Origin of the sequence: Mesorhizobium sp. M1A.F.Ca.IN.020.04.1.1 (assembly GCF_003997315.1) — a bacterium.
Lineage (GTDB): Bacteria > Pseudomonadota > Alphaproteobacteria > Rhizobiales > Rhizobiaceae > Mesorhizobium.
Map to the genome: position 1 here is coordinate 1 of NZ_RZSN01000108.1, position 21,172 is coordinate 21,172.

General features: G+C 63.4%; 27 protein-coding genes. 13 read left to right on the plus strand and 14 right to left on the minus strand.

Features of this window, described 5'->3' with window-relative positions:
* On the minus strand, window positions 1–992 hold a 992-nt coding region (locus tag EOA49_RS20520; RefSeq protein WP_164749256.1), incomplete at its 3' end, for a circularly permuted type 2 ATP-grasp protein.
* A gap of 168 nt (window positions 993–1,160) precedes the next feature.
* Window positions 1,161–1,397: an Lrp/AsnC ligand binding domain-containing protein gene (locus tag EOA49_RS20525; RefSeq protein WP_066992504.1), complete on the minus strand. Its 237-nt coding sequence runs from the start codon at window positions 1,395–1,397 to the stop codon at window positions 1,161–1,163.
* Between the two features lie 278 nt (window positions 1,398–1,675).
* Here EOA49_RS20525 and EOA49_RS20530 point away from each other — a divergent pair, with 278 nt between their 5' ends.
* Window positions 1,676–2,095, plus strand: a complete 420-nt coding sequence (locus EOA49_RS20530) for a DUF4864 domain-containing protein (protein WP_066992501.1) — start codon at window positions 1,676–1,678, stop codon at window positions 2,093–2,095.
* A gap of 6 nt (window positions 2,096–2,101) precedes the next feature.
* On the opposite strand, the gene tgt is transcribed toward EOA49_RS20530, so the two are convergent.
* The 7 genes from tgt to coaD form a co-directional block, all read right to left on the minus strand.
* The gene (gene tgt / locus EOA49_RS20535; RefSeq protein WP_127240664.1) at window positions 2,102–3,232 is read right to left on the minus strand and encodes a tRNA guanosine(34) transglycosylase Tgt; all 1,131 of its coding nucleotides are present in this window, start codon (window positions 3,230–3,232) and stop codon (window positions 2,102–2,104) included.
* Window positions 3,225–3,494, minus strand: a complete 270-nt coding sequence (locus tag EOA49_RS20540; RefSeq protein WP_067319771.1) for a hypothetical protein — start codon at window positions 3,492–3,494, stop codon at window positions 3,225–3,227. Before EOA49_RS20540 ends, tgt begins: the two co-directional genes overlap by 8 nt.
* Window positions 3,484–4,572 (minus strand): tRNA preQ1(34) S-adenosylmethionine ribosyltransferase-isomerase QueA, encoded by a 1,089-nt coding sequence (gene queA / locus EOA49_RS20545; RefSeq protein WP_127240665.1) that lies wholly within the window; start codon window positions 4,570–4,572, stop codon window positions 3,484–3,486. Before queA ends, EOA49_RS20540 begins: the two co-directional genes overlap by 11 nt.
* Window positions 4,572–5,021: a DMT family transporter gene (locus EOA49_RS20550; RefSeq protein ID WP_066992491.1), complete on the minus strand. Its 450-nt coding sequence runs from the start codon at window positions 5,019–5,021 to the stop codon at window positions 4,572–4,574. The genes queA and EOA49_RS20550 overlap by 1 nt, the downstream gene beginning before the upstream one ends.
* Window positions 5,022–5,032: 11 nt before the next feature.
* Complete coding sequence (locus tag EOA49_RS20555; protein ID WP_066992487.1) at window positions 5,033–5,545, minus strand: peptidylprolyl isomerase; 513 nt, start codon at window positions 5,543–5,545, stop codon at window positions 5,033–5,035.
* 29 nt (window positions 5,546–5,574) lie between these two features.
* Entirely contained in the window at window positions 5,575–6,072 is a 498-nt protein-coding gene (locus tag EOA49_RS20560; RefSeq protein WP_245460757.1) for a peptidylprolyl isomerase, read from the minus strand.
* A 167-nt stretch (window positions 6,073–6,239) separates the two neighbouring features.
* Entirely contained in the window at window positions 6,240–6,740 is a 501-nt protein-coding gene (gene coaD / locus EOA49_RS20565; RefSeq protein ID WP_095780560.1) for a pantetheine-phosphate adenylyltransferase, read from the minus strand.
* A gap of 193 nt (window positions 6,741–6,933) precedes the next feature.
* On the opposite strand from coaD, the gene EOA49_RS20570 reads away from it, so the two are divergent.
* Window positions 6,934–7,086 (plus strand): hypothetical protein, encoded by a 153-nt coding sequence (locus EOA49_RS20570; protein ID WP_082953674.1) that lies wholly within the window; start codon window positions 6,934–6,936, stop codon window positions 7,084–7,086.
* A 47-nt stretch (window positions 7,087–7,133) separates the two neighbouring features.
* Here the strand turns inward: EOA49_RS20570 and gyrA are convergent, their stop codons facing one another.
* On the minus strand, window positions 7,134–9,929 hold the full coding sequence (gyrA, locus tag EOA49_RS20575; protein WP_067319763.1) for a DNA gyrase subunit A: 2,796 nt from the start codon (window positions 9,927–9,929) through the stop codon (window positions 7,134–7,136).
* 187 nt (window positions 9,930–10,116) lie between these two features.
* Complete coding sequence (locus EOA49_RS20580; RefSeq protein ID WP_127240667.1) at window positions 10,117–10,953, minus strand: AraC family transcriptional regulator; 837 nt, start codon at window positions 10,951–10,953, stop codon at window positions 10,117–10,119.
* Between the two features lie 84 nt (window positions 10,954–11,037).
* Between EOA49_RS20580 and EOA49_RS20585 the strand changes: the two genes are divergently transcribed.
* The 3 genes from EOA49_RS20585 (at window position 11,038) to EOA49_RS20595 (ending at window position 12,698) form a co-directional block, all read left to right on the plus strand.
* On the plus strand, window positions 11,038–11,607 hold the full coding sequence (locus EOA49_RS20585; protein WP_127240668.1) for a hypothetical protein: 570 nt from the start codon (window positions 11,038–11,040) through the stop codon (window positions 11,605–11,607).
* A complete protein-coding gene (locus tag EOA49_RS20590; protein WP_127240669.1) occupies window positions 11,600–11,977 on the plus strand; it encodes a VOC family protein in 378 nt (125 codons plus the stop codon). Before EOA49_RS20585 ends, EOA49_RS20590 begins: the two co-directional genes overlap by 8 nt.
* 91 nt (window positions 11,978–12,068) lie before the next feature.
* A complete protein-coding gene (locus EOA49_RS20595) occupies window positions 12,069–12,698 on the plus strand; it encodes a MarC family protein (RefSeq protein ID WP_066992466.1) in 630 nt (209 codons plus the stop codon).
* A gap of 17 nt (window positions 12,699–12,715) precedes the next feature.
* On the opposite strand, the gene EOA49_RS20600 is transcribed toward EOA49_RS20595, so the two are convergent.
* The 3 genes from EOA49_RS20600 to EOA49_RS20610 form a co-directional block, all read right to left on the minus strand.
* Window positions 12,716–13,141: an OsmC family protein gene (locus tag EOA49_RS20600; protein WP_066992463.1), complete on the minus strand. Its 426-nt coding sequence runs from the start codon at window positions 13,139–13,141 to the stop codon at window positions 12,716–12,718.
* A gap of 105 nt (window positions 13,142–13,246) precedes the next feature.
* Window positions 13,247–13,645, minus strand: coding sequence for a DUF2306 domain-containing protein (locus EOA49_RS20605; RefSeq protein ID WP_127242268.1), 399 nt, complete (start codon window positions 13,643–13,645; stop codon window positions 13,247–13,249).
* 34 nt (window positions 13,646–13,679) lie between these two features.
* A complete protein-coding gene (locus tag EOA49_RS20610; RefSeq protein WP_067319755.1) occupies window positions 13,680–14,198 on the minus strand; it encodes a single-stranded DNA-binding protein in 519 nt (172 codons plus the stop codon).
* A 256-nt stretch (window positions 14,199–14,454) separates the two neighbouring features.
* On the opposite strand from EOA49_RS20610, the gene EOA49_RS20615 reads away from it, so the two are divergent.
* From EOA49_RS20615 to EOA49_RS20650, 8 genes are all read left to right on the plus strand, one after another.
* Entirely contained in the window at window positions 14,455–14,772 is a 318-nt protein-coding gene (locus EOA49_RS20615; protein WP_082953686.1) for a cupin domain-containing protein, read from the plus strand.
* A 44-nt stretch (window positions 14,773–14,816) separates the two neighbouring features.
* Window positions 14,817–15,131, plus strand: coding sequence for a metalloregulator ArsR/SmtB family transcription factor (locus tag EOA49_RS20620; RefSeq protein ID WP_127242267.1), 315 nt, complete (start codon window positions 14,817–14,819; stop codon window positions 15,129–15,131).
* Window positions 15,128–15,619 carry an SRPBCC domain-containing protein gene (locus tag EOA49_RS20625; RefSeq protein ID WP_067319751.1) on the plus strand — a complete coding sequence of 164 codons (492 nt, stop codon included), beginning with the start codon at window positions 15,128–15,130 and terminating at the stop codon, window positions 15,617–15,619. Before EOA49_RS20620 ends, EOA49_RS20625 begins: the two co-directional genes overlap by 4 nt.
* A 22-nt stretch (window positions 15,620–15,641) precedes the next feature.
* Window positions 15,642–16,247, plus strand: coding sequence for an ATP-dependent Clp protease proteolytic subunit (locus tag EOA49_RS20630; protein WP_127242190.1), 606 nt, complete (start codon window positions 15,642–15,644; stop codon window positions 16,245–16,247).
* An 81-nt stretch (window positions 16,248–16,328) separates the two neighbouring features.
* Complete coding sequence (locus EOA49_RS20635) at window positions 16,329–16,595, plus strand: hypothetical protein (protein ID WP_095825348.1); 267 nt, start codon at window positions 16,329–16,331, stop codon at window positions 16,593–16,595.
* A 749-nt stretch (window positions 16,596–17,344) separates the two neighbouring features.
* A complete protein-coding gene (gene uvrA, locus EOA49_RS20640) occupies window positions 17,345–20,266 on the plus strand; it encodes an excinuclease ABC subunit UvrA (protein WP_095800797.1) in 2,922 nt (973 codons plus the stop codon).
* Window positions 20,267–20,301: 35 nt separating this feature from the next.
* On the plus strand, window positions 20,302–20,766 hold the full coding sequence (locus tag EOA49_RS20645; RefSeq protein ID WP_095825316.1) for a GNAT family N-acetyltransferase: 465 nt from the start codon (window positions 20,302–20,304) through the stop codon (window positions 20,764–20,766).
* A 30-nt stretch (window positions 20,767–20,796) separates the two neighbouring features.
* On the plus strand, window positions 20,797–21,172 hold a 376-nt coding region (locus tag EOA49_RS20650), incomplete at its 3' end, for a DUF72 domain-containing protein (protein WP_127243324.1).

Below are 21,172 nucleotides of genomic sequence, written 5' to 3' on the forward strand. Positions count from 1 at the left end.
GTGTAGAACTCGACGATCTCGGGCATGTAGGAATAGATCGCCTTGTCGTCGGCAATGCCGGTGCCCGGCGCGTTAGCGATGGTGATGTTGCCGGCCCGATAGACATCCATGATGCCCGGCATGCCGAGCGCGGAATCCGGCCGGAAGGTTAGCGGATCGAGGAAGGCGTCGTCCACGCGCCGGTAAAGCACGTCGATCTGCTTGTAGCCTTCGGTGGTGCGCATCGTGACATGGCCGTCGACCACGCGCAGATCCTGTCCTTCGACCAGTTGCACGCCCATCTGGTCGGCGAGGAAGGCGTGCTCGAAATAGGCGGAGTTGTAGCTGCCCGGCGTCAGCACCGCGATGGTCGGCGCGCCCTTTGCGCTCTGCGGCCGCACCGCCGCCAGCGACTGGCGCAGCAGTTGCGGATAGTTCTCCACCGGCCGCACCTTGATCTGCTGGAACAGCTCCGGGAAGAGCTGCATCATCGTCTCGCGGTTCTCCAGCATGTAAGAGACGCCCGACGGCGTGCGGGCATTGTCCTCAAGCACGTAGAATTCGTTCTCGCTGATGCGCACGATGTCGACGCCGATGATGTGGGTGTAGACGCCAGCCGGCGGTCTCACACCGATCATCTCCGGCAGGAACGCTTCATTCTTCGCCACCAGTTCTTTGGGAACGCGCCCGGCGCGCAGGATTTCCTGGCGGTGGTAGATATCGTCGAGAAAGGCGTTGAGCGCCTGCACGCGCTGCTCGATGCCCTGCGTCAGCCGGCGCCATTCCTGGCCGGAAATGATGCGCGGGACGATGTCGAAGGGGATCAGCCGTTCGGAAGCTTCCTGCTCGCCATAGACGGCGAAAGTAATGCCGGTCTTGCGGAAGACGCGTTCGGCGTCCTCCATTTTCTGGGTGAGCCTGGCCGGGTCCTGTTCCTTCAGCCAGCGATCATAAGCCTGGTATGGTCTTCTCAATCCGGAGACTTCCGGAAGCATTTCGTCGAACGCTGCCAATCGCGTACTCCCCTCTGAAGCCATTTCACTGGCCCGGCTGGAGAAAATCAAGCGCAATCGGTGATTTGGGCGGCGCTGGCGGCCGCCCTATGCAAAATGCCTACGATTAGGGCAGCGGGAGCGACGCCGGGTCAGTTCATGCCCGGTGAGCGGGCATCAAACGGCAAATCAGAACGCCCGGAAAGTGACGATGGTGAAGGTGTCCTTGATTCCAGGCAGGATCTGCACCCGTTCATTGATGAAGTGGCCGATGTCTTCCTCGTCGTCGACATAGAATTTTGCGAGCAGGTCGTAATTGCCGGCGGTCGAATAGATTTCGGAGGCGATCTCGGCATCGGCGAGCGCGCTGGCGACCTCATAGGCTTTGCCCAGATCGCACTTTATCTGCACGAAAAATGCCTTCATTTCCCGGTCCTGCCAGTCTTCGCGAATGAGCGGCCCTTGTGGCAGACTGGCGACGGGCTTTCAAGCATCAGGCTGCACGCGCCTTGGCGGCCGCTTGCCGCAACTCCGCGATCGGCATGCCACACCGGCACGGGGACGCCACCAAGGACAGTTCGGGAACACCTCAGGTCAGGTCCTAGCGGAGGCATCCATGCAGGCAAGAAATCTGCGAAACGGTGAAACCACGGCACGCCGGCCAGCGTATGATAGTTGTTCCACGCGAATTCTGGAGGCAGGCCATGCGCCGCGTATTGTTCGCACTCGCTCTCGTTCCGATGGTTCTTGCATCCATGGCCTTCGCCGGTGACGCCGAGATCAAAGCGGCGCAAACAGTCATCGACAGCCAGCTCAAGGCCTTTCTCGCCGATGACGGCGCCACCGCCTACAGCTTCGCCGCGCCAAATGTGAAGCGAATCTTCCCGACCGTCGACACCTTCATGAACATGGTGACCAACGGATATGCGCCGGTGCGCAGGCCGCAGAACTATTCCTTCGGCAAGGTGGAGCAGACCGGGCCGGCCTCGATCGTCCAGCAGGTGCTGATCGTCGGGCCCGACGGCAAGGACTATGAGGCGGTGTACACGCTCGAACAGCAGCCCGACGGCAGCTTTAAGATCACCGGCTGCAGCCTGCGGGCCGCGACTTCGGTGAGCACATAAAAGCGCTCATAGCGCCGGCAGATCGCCCCTCGCCCAGCCTTCCGAAATCTCGGCAGCGCGCGTCTCGAAGGCTTTTGCCTCGATCGCGGCGCGGATGTCCTGCATCAGCTTCTGGTAGTAGGACAGGTTGTTCCAGGTGAGCAGCATTGCGCCGAGCGACTCCTGCGAGCGTACGAGATGATGCAAATAGGCGCGCGAATAGTCGCGCGCGGCGGGACAGTCGCTTTCCTCGTCCAGCGGACGCGGATCGTCGGCATGGCGGGCGTTGCGCAGGTTGATCTTGCCGCGGCGCGTGTAGGCCAGACCATGGCGGCCGGCACGCGTCGGCATCACGCAGTCGAACATGTCGATGCCGCGTGCCACGGATTTCAAGATGTCGTCCGGGGTGCCGACACCCATCAGGTAGCGCGGCCTGTCGGCCGGCAGTTCCGGGCAGGTTATGCCCAGCATCTCCAGCATCACCGCCTGCGGCTCGCCGACCGCCAGCCCACCGACGGCATAGCCTTTGAGGTCCATAGCCGCCAGCGCCTGCGCCGAACGCACGCGCATCACAGCACTGTCGCCGCCCTGCACGATGCCGAACATCGCCTTGCCCGGCTGATCGCCGAACGCCGTCTTGCAGCGTTCGGCCCAGCGCAGCGACAGTTCCATGGCGCGCTCGATTTCCTTCGGCTTGGCGGGAAGCGCCGTACACTCGTCGAGCTGCATCTGGATATCGGAATCGAGCAGCCCCTGGATTTCGATCGACCGCTCCGGCGACATCTCGTAGCGCGCACCGTCGATATGCGAGCGGAAGGTGACGCCCGTTTCGCTAAGCTTCCTCAGCTTCGACAACGACATTACCTGGAAGCCGCCGCTATCGGTCAGGATCGGGTGCGGCCAGCGCGCGAATTCATGCAGGCCGCCGAGCTTCGCCACACGCTCGGCGCCTGGCCTGAGCATCAAATGATAGGTGTTGCCGAGGATGATGTCGGCGCCGACGCCGCGCACCTGATCCATATACATGGCCTTGACGGTGCCGCCGGTGCCGACCGGCATGAAGGCCGGCGTGCGGATCTCGCCGCGCGGCATGCTGATGAGGCCGCGCCGCGCCTTGCCGTCGGTGGCGAGCAGCTTGAAAGAGAAAGTCTCAGCCATCGAATTCCTTGTCGTGCACCGGGGCGCCGGGTGCCTGCTTGTCGAGCGACTGCCGGTAGCGGATGCAGCCGCGCATGAATTTCGGCCACGGCGGCACGGCGATCGCCGGCTCGGTCTTCTCCGGCAGCAGGTCCCAGAGGTCGGGATGATGCCAGCAGAGATCATGGCCGGTCGCATCGCGATGCGCGCGGATACCGGCGCGCAGCTTTGTCACTTCCGCGATGAGCGCCTCGCGGTCCATTCTCTCTAGATCATCGTCCATCGCTCGTCTCCGCTCGGTAAAGCAGGCTGGAGTCCCCGTAGGAGTAGAACCTGTAGCGGCTCTCGATGGCATGCGCATAGGCCGAACGCATCGCGTCCAGTCCGCTGAAGGCCGAGACCAGCATGAACAGCGTCGAGCGCGGCAGATGGAAATTGGTCATCAGCATGTCAGCTGTCTTGAAGCGGTAGCCGGGGGTGATGAAGATATCGGTCGGCCCGGACCAGGCCTCGATCCTGCCATCCTCAAGCGCAGCACTTTCCAGAAGGCGCAGCGAGGTCGTGCCGACGGCGACAAGCCGCCCTCCCCGCGCTCTTGCAGCGTTGAGCGCGTCTGCCGTTTCTTGGCTCACCAAGCCCGTTTCCGCGTGCATCTTATGGTCGGCGATGTCGTCGGCCTTAACCGGCAAAAAAGTGCCGGCGCCGACATGCAGCGTGACGAAGCGCCGCTCGATGCCCTTGGCTTCCAGCGCTGCAAACAGCTCCGGCGTGAAATGCAGGCCGGCGGTGGGGGCCGCGACCGCGCCCTCTTCCCTGGCATAGATGGTCTGGTAGTCGCTGCGGTCGCGCTCGTCGTCATCTCGCCTCGAGGCGATGTATGGCGGCAATGGGATGTGGCCTACGGCGTGCATTGCCTCGTCGAGAAAGACGCCCGAGAGGTCGAAGCCGAGCAACACCTCGCCCGCCTCGCCTTTCTCGATCACCGTCGCGTCGAGCTGGCCGAGAAAGCAGGAATTCTGGTCGTGGCCGAAATGAATGCGGTCGCCGACGGCGATGCGCTTGCCGGGCCGCATGAAGGCCCGCCAGCGGTCCGGCGCGAGCCGCATATGCAGCGTGGCCTCGACCTGCGCCATCGCTTCGCCGCGCTTGCGGATGCCTTTCAGCTGGGCCGGAATGACCTTGGTATCGTTGAATACCAGCACGTCGCCTTCTCTCAGCAGCGACGGCAGATCGCTGACGGTGCGGTCGCGCAGCGTTTCGCCCGGTTTGACCACCAATAGCTTGGCGCTGTCACGCGGCTCCGCCGGGCGCAGCGCAATGCGCTCCTCCGGCAGGTCGAAGTCGAAAAGATCGACGCGCATCAGTAGAGCCGGATGAGCAGCGCTCCAACGAGCAGCAGCACGGCGCCGGCCACGCGGCCAAGCGAGACCTCGCGCACGGCAACACCAAGGAAGCCGGCCCGGTCGACCAGCATGCCGGCGATCAGTTGGCCGGCGACCAGGAAGGCCATCAGCGCCGCCGCGCCGATGCGCGGCGTGAGAATGGTGGAGAGCGTGACGTAGAATCCGCCGAGCATGCCGCCGGCGACGAACAGCCAGGGTGCCGGCGCCTTCCAGTCGAGCGAGAGGCCCTGCAGCTTCACCACGGCGATCGCGATGATACCGAGAACGACGGCGCCCGACAGGAACGAGAAAGCGGCGGCCGCGACCGGAAGGCCGAGGCCGCGCGCCAATTGCGAGTTGATCGGCGCCTGGATGGCGATGAAGGCGCCGGACAGGATGCCGAGCAGGGACCAGACTGCGCCCATCATCGTACTATGCCTTACTTGACGTCGGCCGCGACCTTCAGCGACACGATCTTGTCGGGATCCTGCACCGGCTCGCCGCGCTTGATCTTGTCGACATTCTCCATGCCTTCGATGACCTGGCCCCAGACCGTGTACTGGCGATTGAGGAAGGAGGCATCGTCAAAGCAGATGAAGAACTGCGAGTTCGCCGAGTTCGGGTTCTGCGCCCGCGCCATCGAGCAGGTGCCGCGGCCGTGATTGGCGTTGGAGAATTCGGCCTTGAGGTCCGGCTTGTCGGAGCCGCCCATGCCAGCGCGCGACGGGGCGAAGGTCGGCTTCGAGGAGTTGCCGAACTTGACGTCGCCGGTCTGCGCCATGAAGCCGTCGATGACACGGTGGAACACCACGCCGTCATAGGCGCCCTCGCGCGCCAATTCCTTGATGCGCGCGACGTGACCGGGCGCAAGGTCCGGATACATTTCGATGACGACCTCGCCCTTGGTCGTTTCCATGATGAGCGCGTTCTCGCGGTCCTTGATCTCAGCCATGTCAGAAAATCCTTTTGAAAATCGAGCAGTTACTTGCTGTCGGCAGCGATGCGGACTTTGATCATGCGGTCCGGGTCCTTGACCGTGCCGTTGTCCGCCTCATCGCCCTTCTTGATCTTGTCCACCAGATCCATGCCGCTCTCCACCTTGCCGACAATGGTGTACTGCCCGTCGAGGTTCGGCGCGGGCGCGAACATGATGAAGAACTGGGAATTGGCCGAGTTCGGGTCCTGTGAGCGGGCCATGCCGACCACGCCACGGGTGAATTGCTCGATCTGCGAGAACTCGGCAGGCAGATCGGGAAGGTCGGATCCGCCCGTGCCGACAGCCTCGGGATTAAAACCCTTCTTCATGTTGCCGAACTTGACGTCGCCGGTCTGGGCCATGAAGCCGTCGATGACGCGATGGAAGGCGACATTGTCATAGGCGCCCTCGCGCACCAGCTTCTTGATCTGCGCCACATGCTTCGGCGCCAGATCGGGACGCAGCGCGACGGTCACGTCACCGTCCTTCAGCGTGATGATCATGGTGTTTTCCTTGTCGGCTGCCGAGGCCGGCAAGGACGCCGCCAAAACGCCGGCAAGCACGACAAGCAACGAAGCAAGCTTTTTCAGCTGCATGAGGTTCTCCGAAAGTCTTTGTTTGGGTGCATGTCGTTGCCCCAAAACCGGGATCCACCTTTGGGCGACATGCACTATTTCGCGAATTTGGCAGTGAGGGCGCCTGCGACCGCCGCCGGCACGAACGGGCGGATGTCGCCGCCCATCGACGCAATCTGGCGGACAAGTGTGGCGGTAATGGTGCGCACAGACGGGCTGGCCGGCAGGAAAACCGTCTGCAGCTCCGGCGCCATGGTCTCGTTCATGCCCGCCATCTGCATCTCATAGTCGAGATCGGTGCCGTCGCGCAGGCCGCGGATGATGATCGAGGCGCCATGCTTCCTGGCGGCGTCGATGACCAGCCCATCGAACGAGACGACCTTGATGCGGTCGCTGTCGCGGCCGAATTCCGCCTTGGTCGCGGCCTCGATCAGCTTCACGCGTTCCTCGAAGGAAAACAGCGGCGTCTTGCCGGGATGAATGCCGATTGCAGCGTAGACGGTGTCGGCCACGGCAAGCGAAGCCTTCAACACGTCGAGGTGACCATTGGTCAGCGGGTCGAAGGAGCCGGCGTAAAGGGCGGTGCGTTCGGTCATGGCAGGCTTCTAGCGAGCCTCTCCGACAAAGGCAAATCCCATTGCTGCGCCCGGTCGTGAACCTTTTCACGGACGTCAACGACAGACGAATGCGACAATCACGAACGCTTCACGCAGCATTCACCAGCTTGCCGCTTCAGGAGATGAAACCAAAGCACCATCCTTATCGTTGTGATCGCAGGAGAACACGCAAATGCTGATCTACATGCTTGCCACTGCAATGACCATCGTGATGCTGATCGCCACCGCATTCGGGTTGCACCAGGAAGCGGCGCGGGTGCGCATCAAGACCAACACCAAGCGGCTCGATGGCTTCGTAGGCCGCAACCTGTACCACCGCCGCTGACTTCCAGCCATGATCGCACCGGCCAAGGCCGGTGGCGCGCAGTAAGGCTATTCGGGATTTCCCTCGCCCGAATCTTCTGCAGTGTCGGCTTCACCCGAAGGCGCTTCCTCGGCTTCCTCGTCCGACTGCGGCTCCGAAATCCGCTCGACCGACACCACCTTCTCACCTTCGGCGGTGTTGAAGATGGTCACCCCCTTGGTGGCACGGCTGGCGAATCGGATGCCATCGACGGGCACGCGGATGACGGTCCCGCCATCCGATACCAGCATGATCTGATCGTCGTTGCCGACCGGGAAGGTCGCGACCAGCCGGCCGATCTCGGCCACTTTCGAGACATCCGTGGCGCGGATGCCCTTGCCGCCGCGACCCGTCAGGCGGAAATCATAGGACGAGGAACGCTTGCCGTAGCCGTATTCGGTCACCGTCAGCACAAGCTGCTCGTGCATCTTGAGGAATTCGTAGCGCTCGTCGGAAAGCTCGGCTTCCTCGCCGATCTCCTCATTGGTCAGCGCGATCTCTTCCTCCTCGGCTGCACCGCCGGCGGCAAGCCGACGCTCGGATGCCGCACGCTTGAGATAGGCCGCGCGCTCAGCCGGTGAAGCATCTACATGTTCGATCACCGACATCGAGATCACGCGGTCGGTTTCGGCCATGGCGATGCCGCGCACGCCGACGGAATTGCGGCTCTGGAAGACGCGCACATCGGAGACCGAGAAGCGGATGCACTGGCCGGAATTCGCCGTCAGCAGCACGTCGTCATTGTCCGTGCAGGTCTCGACGCCGAGGATCTCGTCGCCTTCTTCCTCCAGCTTCATGGCGATCTTGCCGTTGCGGTTGACCTGGACGAAGTCGGACAGCTTGTTGCGTCGCACGGTGCCGCGCGTGGTTGCGAACATCACGTCGAGCTCGCCCCAGCTCGTCTCGTCCTCCGGCAGCGGCATGATGGTGGTGATGCGCTCGCCCTGCTCGAGCGGCAGCATGTTGATCAGCGCCTTGCCGCGCGACTGTGGGTTGCCGACCGGCAGGCGCCAGACCTTTTCCTTGTAGACGATGCCGCGCGAGGAGAAGAACAGCACTGGCGTATGCGTGTTGGCGACGAATAGCCGGGTGACGAAATCCTCTTCCTTGGTCGACATGCCGGAGCGGCCCTTGCCGCCGCGACGCTGCGCCCGGTAGAGCGACAGCGGCACGCGCTTGATGTAGCCGGAATGGCTGACCGTGACGACCATGTCCTCGCGCTGGATCAGGTCTTCGTCTTCCATGTCCGCCCCGCCCTCGGCGAGTTCCGTGCGGCGCGGCGTGCCGAACTCGTCGCGGACGGCGATCAGCTCGTCCTTGACGATCTGCTGGATGCGCGCGCGAGAAGACAGGATGTCAAGGTAATCAAGGATTTCAGCGCCGATCTTGTTCAACTCGTCGGCGATCTCGTCGCGGCCGAGCGCGGTCAGGCGCTGCAGGCGCAGGTCGAGGATGGCGCGGGCCTGCTCCTCGGATAGATTGTAGGTGCCGTCCTCGTTGATGCGGTGGCGCGGATCATCGATCAGCTGGATCAGCGGAGCGACGTCGTGCGATGGCCAGCGCCGTTCCATCAACTGCTCGCGCGCCGTCTGCGGATCTGGCGCGGTGCGGATCAGCTTGATCACCTCATCGATGTTGGCGACGGCGATAGCGAGACCGACCAGAACATGGGCGCGCTCGCGCGCCTTGCGCAGAAGATATTTCGTGCGCCGGCTGATAACCTCCTCGCGGAAGCCGACAAAGGCCTTCAGCATGTCGATCAGCGTCAGCACTTCCGGCTTGCCGCCGTTCAGCGCGACCATATTGGCGCCGAACGAGGTCTGCAGCGGCGTGAAGCGGTAAAGCTGGTTCAAAATGACGTCGGCGACCGCCTCGCGCTTGAGCTCGACGACGACACGGTAGCCCTGGCGGTCGCTCTCGTCGCGGATGTCGGAGATGCCCTCGATGCGCTTCTCGCGCACGAGTTCGGCCATCTTCTCGATCATCGCCGCCTTGTTCACCTGATAGGGAATCTCGGTGATGATGATCGATTCACGGTCGTTGCCGCGCGCCTCGATGTTGACGCGGCCGCGCATGACGATCGAGCCGCGGCCCGTCGAATAGGCATTGTAGATGCCGGAGCGGCCAAGCACGATGCCGCCGGTCGGGAAATCCGGACCGGGCACGATCTCCATCAGCGCAGGCAGGTCGATCGCCGGATTGTCGATGATGGCGATGGCGCCGTTGCAGACTTCGGCCAGATTGTGCGGCGGGATGTTGGTGGCCATGCCGACGGCGATGCCGCCCGAGCCGTTGACGAGCAGGTTCGGGAAGCGCGCCGGCAGCACCTTGGGCTCGGTGGCGGAGGCGTCGTAGGTGTCCTGGAAATCGACGGTTTCCTTGTCGATGTCCTCCAGCAGCTCATGCGCAACCTTGGTCAGCCGGGACTCGGTGTAGCGCATCGCCGCCGGCGGGTCGCCGTCGATCGAGCCGAAATTGCCCTGACCGTCGATCAGCGGCACGCGCAGCGACCAATCCTGGGCCATGCGCACCAGCGCGTCATAGATCGAGGCATCGCCATGCGGATGGTATTTACCCATCACGTCGGCGACCGGGCGCGCCGACTTCACATATTTGCGGTTCCAGTGATAGCCGCTCTCATGCGAGGCATAGAGGATGCGGCGGTGCACCGGCTTCAGGCCGTCGCGCACGTCGGGCAGCGCCCGACTGACGATCACGCTCATGGCGTAATCGAGATAGGAGCGCTGCATCTCCTCGATGATCGAAATCGGCTCGATGCCGGTGGGGCCGCCCTCCGGCCCGCGCGGTGTCTTCTGGTCGGTCAAATCAGGTCACAATCCAGTCGGGAATCACTCGCCGCTTATATAGGAAGCCGGGCTGAAACTCCAATGGCTACGACACTTTTCCAAAGACAATTTCGGCGGCAATTTCAAATGGATACCGCTGATTGCGACGATATGGCCAAAGCCACACTTTGAGCTCGCAGGCCAAGTCGATCCCGAACGGCCTTGGCTAATGCCCGCGTTTGCCCGCCCGTTTGCAGCGGTAGGCGCCGGGCGCTTCTCCCATCTCGCGCCGGAACCTCCGGTTGAAGGTCGAAAGGTCGTTGAAGCCGGCATCGAAAGCAATTGTCGAGATCGCTTCGTTCGACGCGCACAGCCGCACCGCGGCCCGATGCAGCCTGGTCCTCAGCAGGAACTGATAGGGCGTCATGCCGGCGACATGACGGAACGTGCGCAGGAAATGATACGGGCTGGTCGCCGTGCCGTCGGCGAGTTCGGTCAGCGAAAGCGGGCGATCGGCGTTGAGCTCGATCAAACGCACCGCCTCGGCTACGCGTTTCTGGTCGCGGGCGCTGGGTGTCCAGGCAACCTCGGACGAATTGGCCGCAGCCCCGACCACCGCGCAGGCAATGCGCAGACCGAGTTCCTCGAACGCCTCGCCGTCGCCCGTTTGCTGCGCCGCCTCCGCTTGCGCCAGCAACGGCGCCAGCACCGGCAAGGGCGGCAGGCGTGGGTCGGCAAAGCCGAGCCGGCTTGCGCCCGGCACATCGGCGACGACGCGCTCCATATAGGCCGGCGAAAAATGGAAGGAGAGGCAGCGGTCGCCCGCGCCGTGCTCGTGGCCGCACTCGTAGCAGGCGCCCGGATTGCCGAGCAGGATGGCGCCTGGAGCAAGCATTGCCGTGCCCTGGCGCGTCCGGTAGCGGAACGTGCCCCTGGTCACGGCGGCGACGCAGAAACCGCGATGCTGTTCTTCAAACGGGCGGTCGCCGGCGCGAGCCGTGCAGATCACGTCGGATACCTGCCAGCCATGCCCTGAGGCCAGGTTTTTCTCAGTCGTCGCCATCGCGAAAAAATAGCAATTTTTCCCAAGCCCAGAACCCCGCCATGCCCCTATTGCTCGCCTCTCCTGACAAACGAGGCAGCAACCATGACCGATCCCTTTGCCGAAGCCCTGCACAGCGACGCTCCCAATCCGGATCTCGCCGAAAAGCTCAAACTCTACGGCCGCTTCATCGGCGCCTGGACCTTCGACGCCACGCGCACGCTGGAGGACGGCACCAGGCTCACTGGGCGCGGCGAGGTGCATTTCGGCTGGGTTCTGGAGGGCAAGGCGGTCCAGGACGTCTGGATTCTGCCGGCGCGGAATGCCGGGGTGCAAGCCTCTCTCGGGCCATGGACCTTCTACGGCACGACGTTGCGCGTCTACGACCCCGGCGCGGACGCCTGGCATATCCTCTGGAGCGATCCGCGCAACCAGTATTACAGCCGCCAGCTCGGCCGCGCCGAAGGCGACACAATCGTGCAGATCGGCGCCGACGGCATCGGCTCCTCGGTGCGCTGGAGCTTTTCGCACATTACCGAGAACGCCTTCCGCTGGCTTGGCGAGCGTTCGCATGACGGCGGCAAAACCTGGCGCAAGGAGGTCGAGTTCCTGGCGCGGCGCTCGACTCCAGCCCGGCCGATCAACCACCTTAATCATGAAGAAAAGGATGGTTGACCATATCTCGATCGGCGTCCGCGACTGCGACGCCTCGAAACGCTTCTACGACGCCGCTTTTGAGCCCCTCGGCTACTCGTGCCTCAGCCAGTCACCCGGCTCGCTCGGCTACAGCGCCAGGACCGTAGAACTCTGGGTCAATGAGGCCGGCCGGCCGGTCCCGGCCGACGCGGACTCCGGCCTGCACTTCTGCTTTGCCGCACCGACACGCGCCGGCGTCGACGCTTTCCATGCGGCGGCCTTGCTTGCGGGTGGCAAGGACAATGGCCGGCCCGGCCTGCGCGCCGCCTATGGCGACAACTACTACGCCGCCTTCGTAATCGACCCTGACGTCTACCGGCTCGAGGCTTATTGCAGCAAAGCTGAATAGCCGGCTGAAATCCTCCCGTCCTGTTCCCACCGCTCCCCCTTTGCTCTACGAATGCAGGGCTTGGGCTTCGCCAGGCGGGAGGGGACCAGCGATGCCGAGCTTCGACACCCTGTTCAACGCCTTCGTCACCATCCTGGTGACCATCGATCCGCCCGGGCTGGCACCGCTCTTCCTCGCCGTCACGCGTGGCATGAACCGGGACGAGCGCCAGCAGGTCTCGGTGCGAGCTTCGGTGATCGGCTTTCTGGTGATGGCGTTGTTCGCCGTCGCCGGCGCCTCGATCCTGTCGGTGTTCGGCATCACGCTGCCGGCCTTCCGCGTCGCCGGCGGCTTCCTGCTTTTCTTCATCGCCTTCGAAATGGTGTTCGAGCGCCGTCAGGACCGCAAGGAGAAGATCGGCGACGTCGCCATCACCAAGGACATGATCCACAACATCGCCGCCTTTCCGCTGGCGATCCCGCTGATCGCCGGTCCCGGCGCGATATCGGCGACAGTGCTGCTGTCAGGACACTTCGAGGGCTTTGCCGCGCAAGCGGCGCTGGTCGGCATCATCGCGATCTGTCTTGTGCTCACCTTTCTGGTGTTCGTGCTGGCAGAGCGCATCGACCGCATCCTCGGCCAGACCGGCCGCTCGATCCTGACGAGGCTGCTCGGCGTCATCCTGGCGGCGCTTGCGGTGCAGTTCGTCGCCGACGGCGTGAGGGCGCTGATGGCTGCCTGAGCAGCATCCCTACTGCCTTATTTCACAGCTGTATCGACCACCTCGAAATCATGCGTGACGGCCGCCGTCTTGGCCATCATGGCGGTGGCCGAGCAGTATTTCTCGATCGACAGATCGATCGCCCTTTTCACCTTGTCGCGCGACAGCGCGCGACCCTTGACGATGAAATGCATGTGGATGCGGGTGAAGACGCGCGGTTCCGTCTCGGCACGATCCGCGTCCAGCTCGACCACGCAGTCCTCGACCGCCTCGCGACCTTTTTCGAGGATATGGACCACGTCATAGGCCGAGCAGCCGCCGGTGCCGATCAGCACCAGCTCCATTGGGCTCGGCCCTGGCGTCCGGCCTTCCGGCCCACGCGCCGTGCCCAGCACGACTTTGTGACCGCTGCCGGACTCGCCGACAAAGGTGCGTTCCTCAACCCATTTGACGCGTGCTTTCACGATGATCTTCCTTAGACGCTTGCTTTGCAAGCGGACTATCGCCGCAACTATCAACTATAGGCAATTCCGGACGGAAAACCGCGACGCACTTTCGCTCGAAATTGTTTATTGGCCGAATACGACCGTGTGCATGATGCGGCCGGGCACCAACGTGAAGATGCCGGCGCCGATCAGCGCAAATAGGTAGAGCTTGATCATGGCGCTGCGATGCGCGGCCACTTTATGGGTGTGCGCATACCAGACCGCCAGCGGGGCGGTGACAACCACCAGGATCGACAGGATGTGGATCGGGCTGAACGGCCCGATCAGGCGTATCTGCTGGATCCAGAAGCTCGAGACGGCGACGACCAGCATCAGCGCGGCCCAGGCATAGCCCAAGACGCGGTGGCGTGTCGTGCCTTTCGGCAATGCCAGTTGCGCCCCGCCTATCGCTAGCGCGGCGAAGGCGGCGAACGCGTGCAATGGAATGGGAGGAGGCGCTGTCAGCAACGGTCCGAGCGACATCGCGCCTTCCCCTCAAACGACGATTGCGAGACCTTCAGAACGGAATCTCGTCATCCAGCTCGCGCGACGAACCACCGCCACCGCCCCTGGAACCGCCACCGCCGCCACGGCTGAAGCCTTCGTTCGGGCCCGACTGGCCGAAATCGGAACCCCGGCTGTTGCCGCCGCCGGCATAACTGCCGACCTGGCCGCCGCCTTCGCCGCGCGCGTCGAGCATCTGCAGCTCGCCACGGAATTTCTGCAGTACGACCTCGGTCGTGTAGCGATCGTTGCCGGTCTGGTCCTGCCATTTGCGCGTCTGCAGCTGGCCCTCGACATAGACCTTCATGCCCTTCTTCAAATACTGCTCCGCCACCTTGGCGAGCTGGTCGTTGAAGATGACGACATTGTGCCACTCCGTCTTTTCCTTGCGCTCCCCGGAATTCTTGTCGCGCCAGCTTTCCGACGTGGCGATGCGGATGTTGACGACCGGGTCGCCCGAATTCAGGCGGCGGATTTCAGGGTCCGCCCCGAGATTGCCGACCAGAATGACCTTGTTGACGCTACCCGCCATCGTACTTCTCCGCGCTCATCCGAAACAAATTTTAAGTCGCTCACCTTACAGCCTGCGGTTCGCCCATGCCCGCGAAGGCTGGCTTTTCCCACAAGGTTTTTGTTCTCTCTTCGTTCTAGTCTTGACCGCTGTTTCTGTCAAGGAATGTCAGCAACAGGTAGTATTCCTGGGCAGGAAACAAGGGGATATCGGAATGAACGTTGTTTCGCATGAGGATCAGCCGCGCGAAACGTGGCGCGCCGGAGTCGAAACCCGCATGCATGTTGCCGCCGCCAATGGCGCGGCGGGCCTTTGCATATTCGAGCAGTGGGTCGGACCGGGTAGCGGCGCACCAACGCATGCGCACAAAGTCGAGGAAGTACTGACGGTGATTGCCGGCGAAGCCGAAATGTGGGTCGACGACCGACGGGCCGTGCTTGCCGCCGGGCAGTCCCTGATCATTCCCGCGCACCGCAAGCATGGCTTTCGAAACGTAGCTTCCGGCACGCTTCACATCCATGCCGTGCTCGCATCGCCAATCTTCGAGGCAAGCTTCGACGGAGCCGCGGAGCCGGTGAGACGCTGGACGGCCTAAAACGGCGCTTGCCAAACCAATAAGTATCGACTTATGCTTTGTGCATGATCGAAGCAGAGATTTTCCGGGCCCTGGCCGATCCGACACGCCGGGCCGTCTACGAGCGGCTCGCGGCCGGCGAATTGACGGTGTCCGAGCTGCGCGCCGGCGTGAGCGTGTCGCAGCCGGCCGTCTCGCAGCATCTTGCCGTGCTGCGCGGCGCCGGACTGGTGATCGAGCGGCGCGCGGGCCGCAACGCCTATTACCGCGCCGAACCTCAAGGGCTCGATCCCTTGCTCGGCTGGATCGAACGCTACCGCGCCTTCTGGCCGGAGCGCATCGAGCGTTTGAAGAGGGTTCTGAAGGAAATGGACCAATGACGATTGCCAAACACCCGGCAGCGGCCAACGCGCCGCTCAGCTTCGAATGCGAGCTTCCCGATCCGCCGGAAAAAGTCTGGCGGGCGCTCACCGAGCCGGAACTGCTCGCCGCGTGGCTGATGCCCAACGACATCAAGCCGGCGATCGGTGAGCGCTTTGCCTTTGCCGGACCAAACGCGCCAATCGAGTGCGAAGTGCTCGAGGCCGACCCCGGCAAGCTGCTCCGCTATTCCTGGCGCGAGCGACCGGGCGTGGACGCTGCCGACCGGCTACCGGCATTCGACGGCCCCATCTTCGACAGCATTGTCACCTTCACGCTCGCGCGCACGGTTTCCGGCGGCACGCATCTCAGCATCGTCCATGATGGTTTCGCGACGGTCGCGCAACCTGTCGTCGCCGTTTCCGGCGCCCGCTGCCGGATTTCGCTCGACGCGCGCAAAAGCCCAGCTGCCGCCAACGCGCCAAGCATGGCGCTGCGCGCGGCTTGACCAAAGAACGAGGAGATCTGCGATGAGCGCCTTTGCCAATCTCGTGCCGATGGTAATCGAGCAGTCGAGCCGCGGCGAGCGCGCCTTCGACATTTTCTCGCGGCTGCTCCGCGAACGCATCGTCTTCATCAACGGCGAGATCAATGACGGCGTGTCGGCGCTGGTCTGCGCGCAGCTCCTGTCGCTGGAATCGGATCATCCCGACAAGGAGATATCGATCTACATCAACTCGCCGGGCGGCGTGGTGACCAGCGGCTTCGCCATCTACGACACCATGCAGTACATCTCCTGCCCGGTGTCGACGGTGTGCATGGGCTTTGCCGCCTCGATGGGCTCATTCCTGTTGATGGCAGGCTCGCCCGGTCGGCGCATCGCGCTGCCCAACACCAGGATCGTGCTGCATCAGCCGCTCGGCGGCTTCCAGGGCCAGGCCTCCGACATCCAGCGCCACGCCGACGACATCCTGCGCACCAAGCGCCACATGACGGAGCTGTACGCCAAGCATTGCGACCGGACCTACGACGAGGTCGAGCGCACGCTCGACCGCGACTATTTCATGACCGCCGAGGAAGCTAAGGCCTGGGGGCTCGTCGACCATGTCTACGACACGCGCAAGAAGGCGGCCTGACCGCGCGGCAAATTGATTGCGGCGCATCTGGCCTCGCCTTCGGCGCGCCTCTATAGTTCGCGCATGATCCGAGCGCGTTCCTTGACGAATCTGGGTTTTGCCGTTGTCGCAGTCGCCGGCGTGCTTGCGGTCGGCACCGCCGCTTTTGCCGACGACAATTCGACACAAAAACTGCCCGGCGTGAGCAGCGACTACCGTATCGCCAAGCCCGCGCCGCAGCCCGAGCCTGACGACGCACTGCCAGCCGGCAGCAACGGCACGTTCAAGATCGGCGACACCGATGTCAGGATTTCGGGCAGCATAACCATCGACATGGCAACGGGCGCCATCAGGCCTCCCAACCACTGAAGCTTACCCCGCATTGCGGACGCCGGCGACGGACCTCCGGCTCGCAAAATGCAAGCCCCGCCACTGCTTCCGCAGGTGGACGGGGCTTTCATGGATCTGAAACCCAATTTTAGCCGGGAGTGGACTGCCGGCGTTCTGTTTCGGATGCAACGCGGCTTTCAGCCGACGATCCGACTATGGTCTCTGATTGTAGGAATCGGCAGGTCACGTTTTTCGGGAGGCGCTCACGCCTACCCTGGCACTATGCCCGCCGCGGCTCCATCGCTTCGTGGAGCCTCAAGGGACTGTCCGGTGGCGTCATGCTCCGCTCCTGGTCCGTTGTGGCAATGTCGTCCGAAGCGCAAATCGCTGAAGCCTGCGGCGTCTCGCAGGCCACCTCTGGGTGACGAGGCCATCGACAGACGGCCGGCTTCGTTGACGCCTTTGAGACTGCCCCCATGGGTCCGAGACGTCAACCGTTGAAGAGCCGGTTACAGAAAAATGTGATCGATCGGAGGTTACGTCCAGGTAAGTCGAATGCCTTCGACTGATCGGTCGCGACGGTTTTTGCAGCCGCTGTTTCCACAGCGCTTTGTCAGGAGGGTGTTCGGCCTTTGTTCTTTCCGCTTGCCCGCTCGCGCGAAAGGCGGTTAAACGCTTTGGTCGAGATTGTGGCTTCTCTCGACGCGGCGACGAGATTACCTACATAGGGGATGGCCGGGACAAACCCGCCAATCCAGCAAATTCCAGACCTGAGGCGGCGACCGGCGATGGCCGACCAAAAATATCTTTCCATTCGCGGCGCGCGCGAACACAATCTCAAGAACGTCGATCTCGACCTGCCGCGCGACAGCCTGATCGTCATGACCGGCCTGTCGGGATCCGGCAAGTCGTCGCTTGCCTTCGACACCATCTATGCCGAGGGTCAGCGTCGCTATGTCGAAAGCCTTTCGGCCTATGCCCGCCAGTTCCTGGAAATGATGCAGAAGCCGGACGTCGACCAGATCGACGGCTTGTCTCCCGCCATCTCGATCGAGCAGAAGACGACGTCGCGCAACCCGCGCTCGACAGTCGGCACCGTCACCGAAATCTACGACTATATGCGCCTGCTCTTCGCCCGCGTCGGCATTCCCTATTCGCCGGCCACCGGCCTGCCGATCGAAAGCCAGACGGTCAGCCAGATGGTTGACCGCGTGCTGGCGCTGGACGAGGGCACGCGTCTCTACCTGCTGGCGCCGATCGTGCGCGGCCGCAAGGGCGAATACCGCAAGGAACTTCTGGAGCTGCAGAAGAAGGGGTTCCAGCGCGTCAAGGTCGACGGCGTCTTCTACGAGATCGCCGACGTGCCGGCGCTGGACAAGAAATACAAGCACGACATCGACGTGGTCGTCGACCGCATCGTAGTTCGCGGCGATCTGGCGACGCGGCTTGCGGATTCGATGGAGACGGCGCTGAAGCTCGCCGACGGGCTTGCGGTGGCCGAGTTCGCCGACAAGCCGCTCGACGCCAGCCGGACGGGCGAGGACTCGGTCAACAAGTCGAAGAACGAGACGCATGAGCGCATCATGTTCTCGGAAAAATTCGCCTGCCCGGTGTCCGGCTTCACCATTCCCGAGATCGAGCCCAGGCTGTTCTCCTTCAACAATCCGTTCGGCGCCTGCCCGACCTGCGACGGCCTCGGCAGCCAGCGCGCCATCGACGCCAACCTCATTGTGCCGGACGAGAATGTCTCGCTGCGCGACGGCGCCATCAGCCCGTGGGCGAAATCGACCTCGCCCTATTACGCGCAGACGCTTGAGGCCTTGGGCAAGGCCTATGGCTTCAAGCTCGGCGACAAGTTCAAGGATCTGAGCGCCGAGGCGCAGCAGGCCGTGCTGCACGGCACGGGCGAGCGCGAGATCACCTTCCAGTATGACGACGGCCTGCGGTCCTACAAAACGACCAAGACCTTCGAGGGCGTCATCCCCAACCTCGACCGGCGCTGGAAAGAAACGGAATCGGCCTGGATGCGCGAGGAGATCGAGCGCTTCATGTCGGCCACCCCCTGCCCCGCCTGCAACGGCTACCGGCTGAAGCCGGAAGCGCTCTCAGTCAAGATCGCCGGCAGGCACATCGGCGAGGTCACGGAGCTGTCGATCCGCAAGGCCGACCGGTGGTTCACCGATCTGCCGGCGCAGCTCAACGAAAAGCAGAATGAGATCGCCGTCCGGGTGCTGAAGGAAATCCGCGAGCGCCTGCGTTTCTTGAACGATGTCGGCCTCGACTATCTGACGTTGTCGCGCAATTCCGGCACGCTGTCGGGCGGCGAGAGCCAGCGCATTCGTTTGGCCTCGCAGATCGGCTCAGGCTTGACGGGCGTGCTCTACGTCCTGGACGAGCCGTCTATCGGTCTGCACCAGCGCGACAATGCCCGCCTGCTCGATACGCTGAAGCACCTGCGCGACATCGGCAACACGGTGATCGTCGTCGAGCATGACGAGGACGCCATCCTGCATGCCGACTATGTCGTCGATATCGGCCCGGCCGCCGGCATCCATGGCGGTGAGATCATCGCGCAAGGCACGCCGCAGCAGATCATGGCGACGCCCGCCTCGATCACCGGCAAGTATTTGTCGGGCGAGCTCGAGGTCGCGACGCCGGCGGTGCGCCGCGAGGCGAAAAAGAACCGGCGTATCAAGGTCGTCGGCGCGCGCGGCAACAATCTGAAAAACGTCACGGCGGAGATCCCGCTCGGCACTTTCACCTGCGTCACCGGCGTCTCCGGCGGCGGCAAGTCGACCTTCCTGATCGAGACGCTGTTCAAGGCGGCCTCACGCCGCATCATGGGCTCGCGCGAGCATCCGGCCGAGCATGATCGCATCGAGGGCCTGGAGTTCCTCGACAAGGTCATCGATATCGACCAGTCGCCGATTGGCCGCACGCCGCGCTCCAACCCCGCCACTTATACCGGCGCCTTCACGCCGATCCGCGATTGGTTCGCCGGTCTGCCGGAGGCTAAGGCGCGCGGCTATCAGCCGGGCCGTTTCTCCTTCAACGTCAAGGGCGGCCGCTGCGAGGCGTGCCAGGGCGACGGCGTCATCAAGATCGAGATGCACTTCCTGCCCGACGTCTACGTCACCTGCGACGTCTGCCATGGCAAGCGCTACAACCGCGAGACGCTGGACGTGCTGTTCAAGGGCAAGTCGATCGCCGACGTGCTCGACATGACGGTCGAGGAAGGCGTCGAGTTCTTCTCGGCGGTGCCCGGCGTGCGCGACAAGCTGGAGACGCTGAAGCAGGTCGGGCTCGGCTACATCCACATCGGCCAGCAGGCGACGACGCTCTCCGGCGGCGAGGCGCAGCGCATCAAGCTGGCCAAGGAACTGTCGCGCAAGGCGACCGGTAAGACGCTCTACATCCTGGATGAGCCGACCACCGGCCTGCATTTCCACGACGTCGCCAAGCTTCTGGAAGTGCTGCATGAGCTGGTCGACCAGGGCAACACGGTGGTGGTGATCGAGCACAACCTCGAAGTCATCAAGACCGCCGACTGGGTGCTCGACCTCGGCCCCGAGGGCGGCGACGGCGGTGGCGAGCTGGTAGCCTCCGGCACGCCGGAAGCGATCGTGCGCGAAAAGCGCAGCTACACCGGCCAGTTCCTGAAGGAGCTTCTGGAGCGGCGCCCCGGGGGCAAGCGCGAAGCGGCCGAGTGAGCAAGTGGGTCGGCAAGCGTTTGGAACAGTCTCAAATGAAGATCAGGCAAGCGCTTGCAGGTGATCTCCAAGCTGTCGTCGCGATAACCACGGACGCCTACGCCCCCTATACCGCCCTGTTCGGCGCGCCGCCGATCCCGGTGACCGAGGACTATGCACCCCGCATTGCGCGCGGCGAGGTCTGGCTGCTGGAGGATGGTTCCGATCTGGCCGGGCTGCTTGTCCTCGAGCGGCACGACCATCATGCCATGATCTTCAGCGTTGCCGTTTCGCCGGCCTTCCAGGGCAGGAAGCTCGGCATCAGGCTGCTCGACTTCGCCGACGAGCAGGCGCGGTCATGGAGCGTGCCGGAGGTGCGGCTCTACACCAATTCGCGCATGGAGCGGAACATCGCGCTCTATTCGGCTTACGGCTATCGGGAGACGGGTCGCCGCGCCAACCCATACCGGCCAGGATGGATATTGGTCGACATGGCCAAGCCGGTCGACAAAGCAGCCTGAGCCGTACTCAAAACTCGGAGGAGGAAGACGATGATCCAAGGAAAGATCCGCTCCGGCATGGGCGGCTGGACCTTCGAGCCCTGGGACACCTCCTTCTATCCGGACAAGCTCGCCAAGGCCAAGCAGTTGCACTTTGCCAGCCGCCAGGTGCCGAGCATCGAGGTCAACGGCACCTATTATTCCAGCTTCAAGGAGCCGACCTTCGTCAAGTGGGCGAACGACACGCCGGAGGGCTTCGTCTTTTCGCTCAAGGGCAACCGCTTCGTCACCAACCGCCGCGTGCTTGGCGAGGCCGGGGAATCGATAATGCGCTTCCTCGGCTCGGGCATTGTCGCGCTCGGCGACAAGCTGGGACCGATCCTGTGGCAGTTCGCGCCGACGAAGAAATTCGATGCCGACGATCTCG

Excerpts from the sequence above, each read along its gene's own strand:
- EOA49_RS20525 (WP_066992504.1), bottom strand. The coding sequence starts at position 1,397 with ATGAAGGCATTTTTCGTGCAGATAAAGTGCGATCTGGGCAAAGCCTAT.
- EOA49_RS20530 (WP_066992501.1), top strand. The coding sequence starts at position 1,676 with ATGCGCCGCGTATTGTTCGCACTCGCTCTCGTTCCGATGGTTCTTGCA.
- tgt (WP_127240664.1), bottom strand. The coding sequence starts at position 3,232 with ATGGCTGAGACTTTCTCTTTCAAGCTGCTCGCCACCGACGGCAAGGCG.
- EOA49_RS20540 (WP_067319771.1), bottom strand. The coding sequence starts at position 3,494 with ATGGACGATGATCTAGAGAGAATGGACCGCGAGGCGCTCATCGCGGAA.
- queA (WP_127240665.1), bottom strand. The coding sequence starts at position 4,572 with ATGCGCGTCGATCTTTTCGACTTCGACCTGCCGGAGGAGCGCATTGCG.
- EOA49_RS20550 (WP_066992491.1), bottom strand. The coding sequence starts at position 5,021 with ATGATGGGCGCAGTCTGGTCCCTGCTCGGCATCCTGTCCGGCGCCTTC.
- EOA49_RS20555 (WP_066992487.1), bottom strand. The coding sequence starts at position 5,545 with ATGGCTGAGATCAAGGACCGCGAGAACGCGCTCATCATGGAAACGACC.
- EOA49_RS20560 (WP_245460757.1), bottom strand. The coding sequence starts at position 6,072 with ATGATCATCACGCTGAAGGACGGTGACGTGACCGTCGCGCTGCGTCCC.
- coaD (WP_095780560.1), bottom strand. The coding sequence starts at position 6,740 with ATGACCGAACGCACCGCCCTTTACGCCGGCTCCTTCGACCCGCTGACC.
- EOA49_RS20570 (WP_082953674.1), top strand. The coding sequence starts at position 6,934 with ATGCTGATCTACATGCTTGCCACTGCAATGACCATCGTGATGCTGATC.
- EOA49_RS20580 (WP_127240667.1), bottom strand. The coding sequence starts at position 10,953 with ATGGCGACGACTGAGAAAAACCTGGCCTCAGGGCATGGCTGGCAGGTA.
- EOA49_RS20585 (WP_127240668.1), top strand. The coding sequence starts at position 11,038 with ATGACCGATCCCTTTGCCGAAGCCCTGCACAGCGACGCTCCCAATCCG.
- EOA49_RS20590 (WP_127240669.1), top strand. The coding sequence starts at position 11,600 with ATGGTTGACCATATCTCGATCGGCGTCCGCGACTGCGACGCCTCGAAA.
- EOA49_RS20595 (WP_066992466.1), top strand. The coding sequence starts at position 12,069 with ATGCCGAGCTTCGACACCCTGTTCAACGCCTTCGTCACCATCCTGGTG.
- EOA49_RS20605 (WP_127242268.1), bottom strand. The coding sequence starts at position 13,645 with ATGTCGCTCGGACCGTTGCTGACAGCGCCTCCTCCCATTCCATTGCAC.
- EOA49_RS20610 (WP_067319755.1), bottom strand. The coding sequence starts at position 14,198 with ATGGCGGGTAGCGTCAACAAGGTCATTCTGGTCGGCAATCTCGGGGCG.
- EOA49_RS20615 (WP_082953686.1), top strand. The coding sequence starts at position 14,455 with ATGCATGTTGCCGCCGCCAATGGCGCGGCGGGCCTTTGCATATTCGAG.
- EOA49_RS20620 (WP_127242267.1), top strand. The coding sequence starts at position 14,817 with ATGATCGAAGCAGAGATTTTCCGGGCCCTGGCCGATCCGACACGCCGG.
- EOA49_RS20625 (WP_067319751.1), top strand. The coding sequence starts at position 15,128 with ATGACGATTGCCAAACACCCGGCAGCGGCCAACGCGCCGCTCAGCTTC.
- EOA49_RS20630 (WP_127242190.1), top strand. The coding sequence starts at position 15,642 with ATGAGCGCCTTTGCCAATCTCGTGCCGATGGTAATCGAGCAGTCGAGC.
- uvrA (WP_095800797.1), top strand. The coding sequence starts at position 17,345 with ATGGCCGACCAAAAATATCTTTCCATTCGCGGCGCGCGCGAACACAAT.
- EOA49_RS20645 (WP_095825316.1), top strand. The coding sequence starts at position 20,302 with ATGAAGATCAGGCAAGCGCTTGCAGGTGATCTCCAAGCTGTCGTCGCG.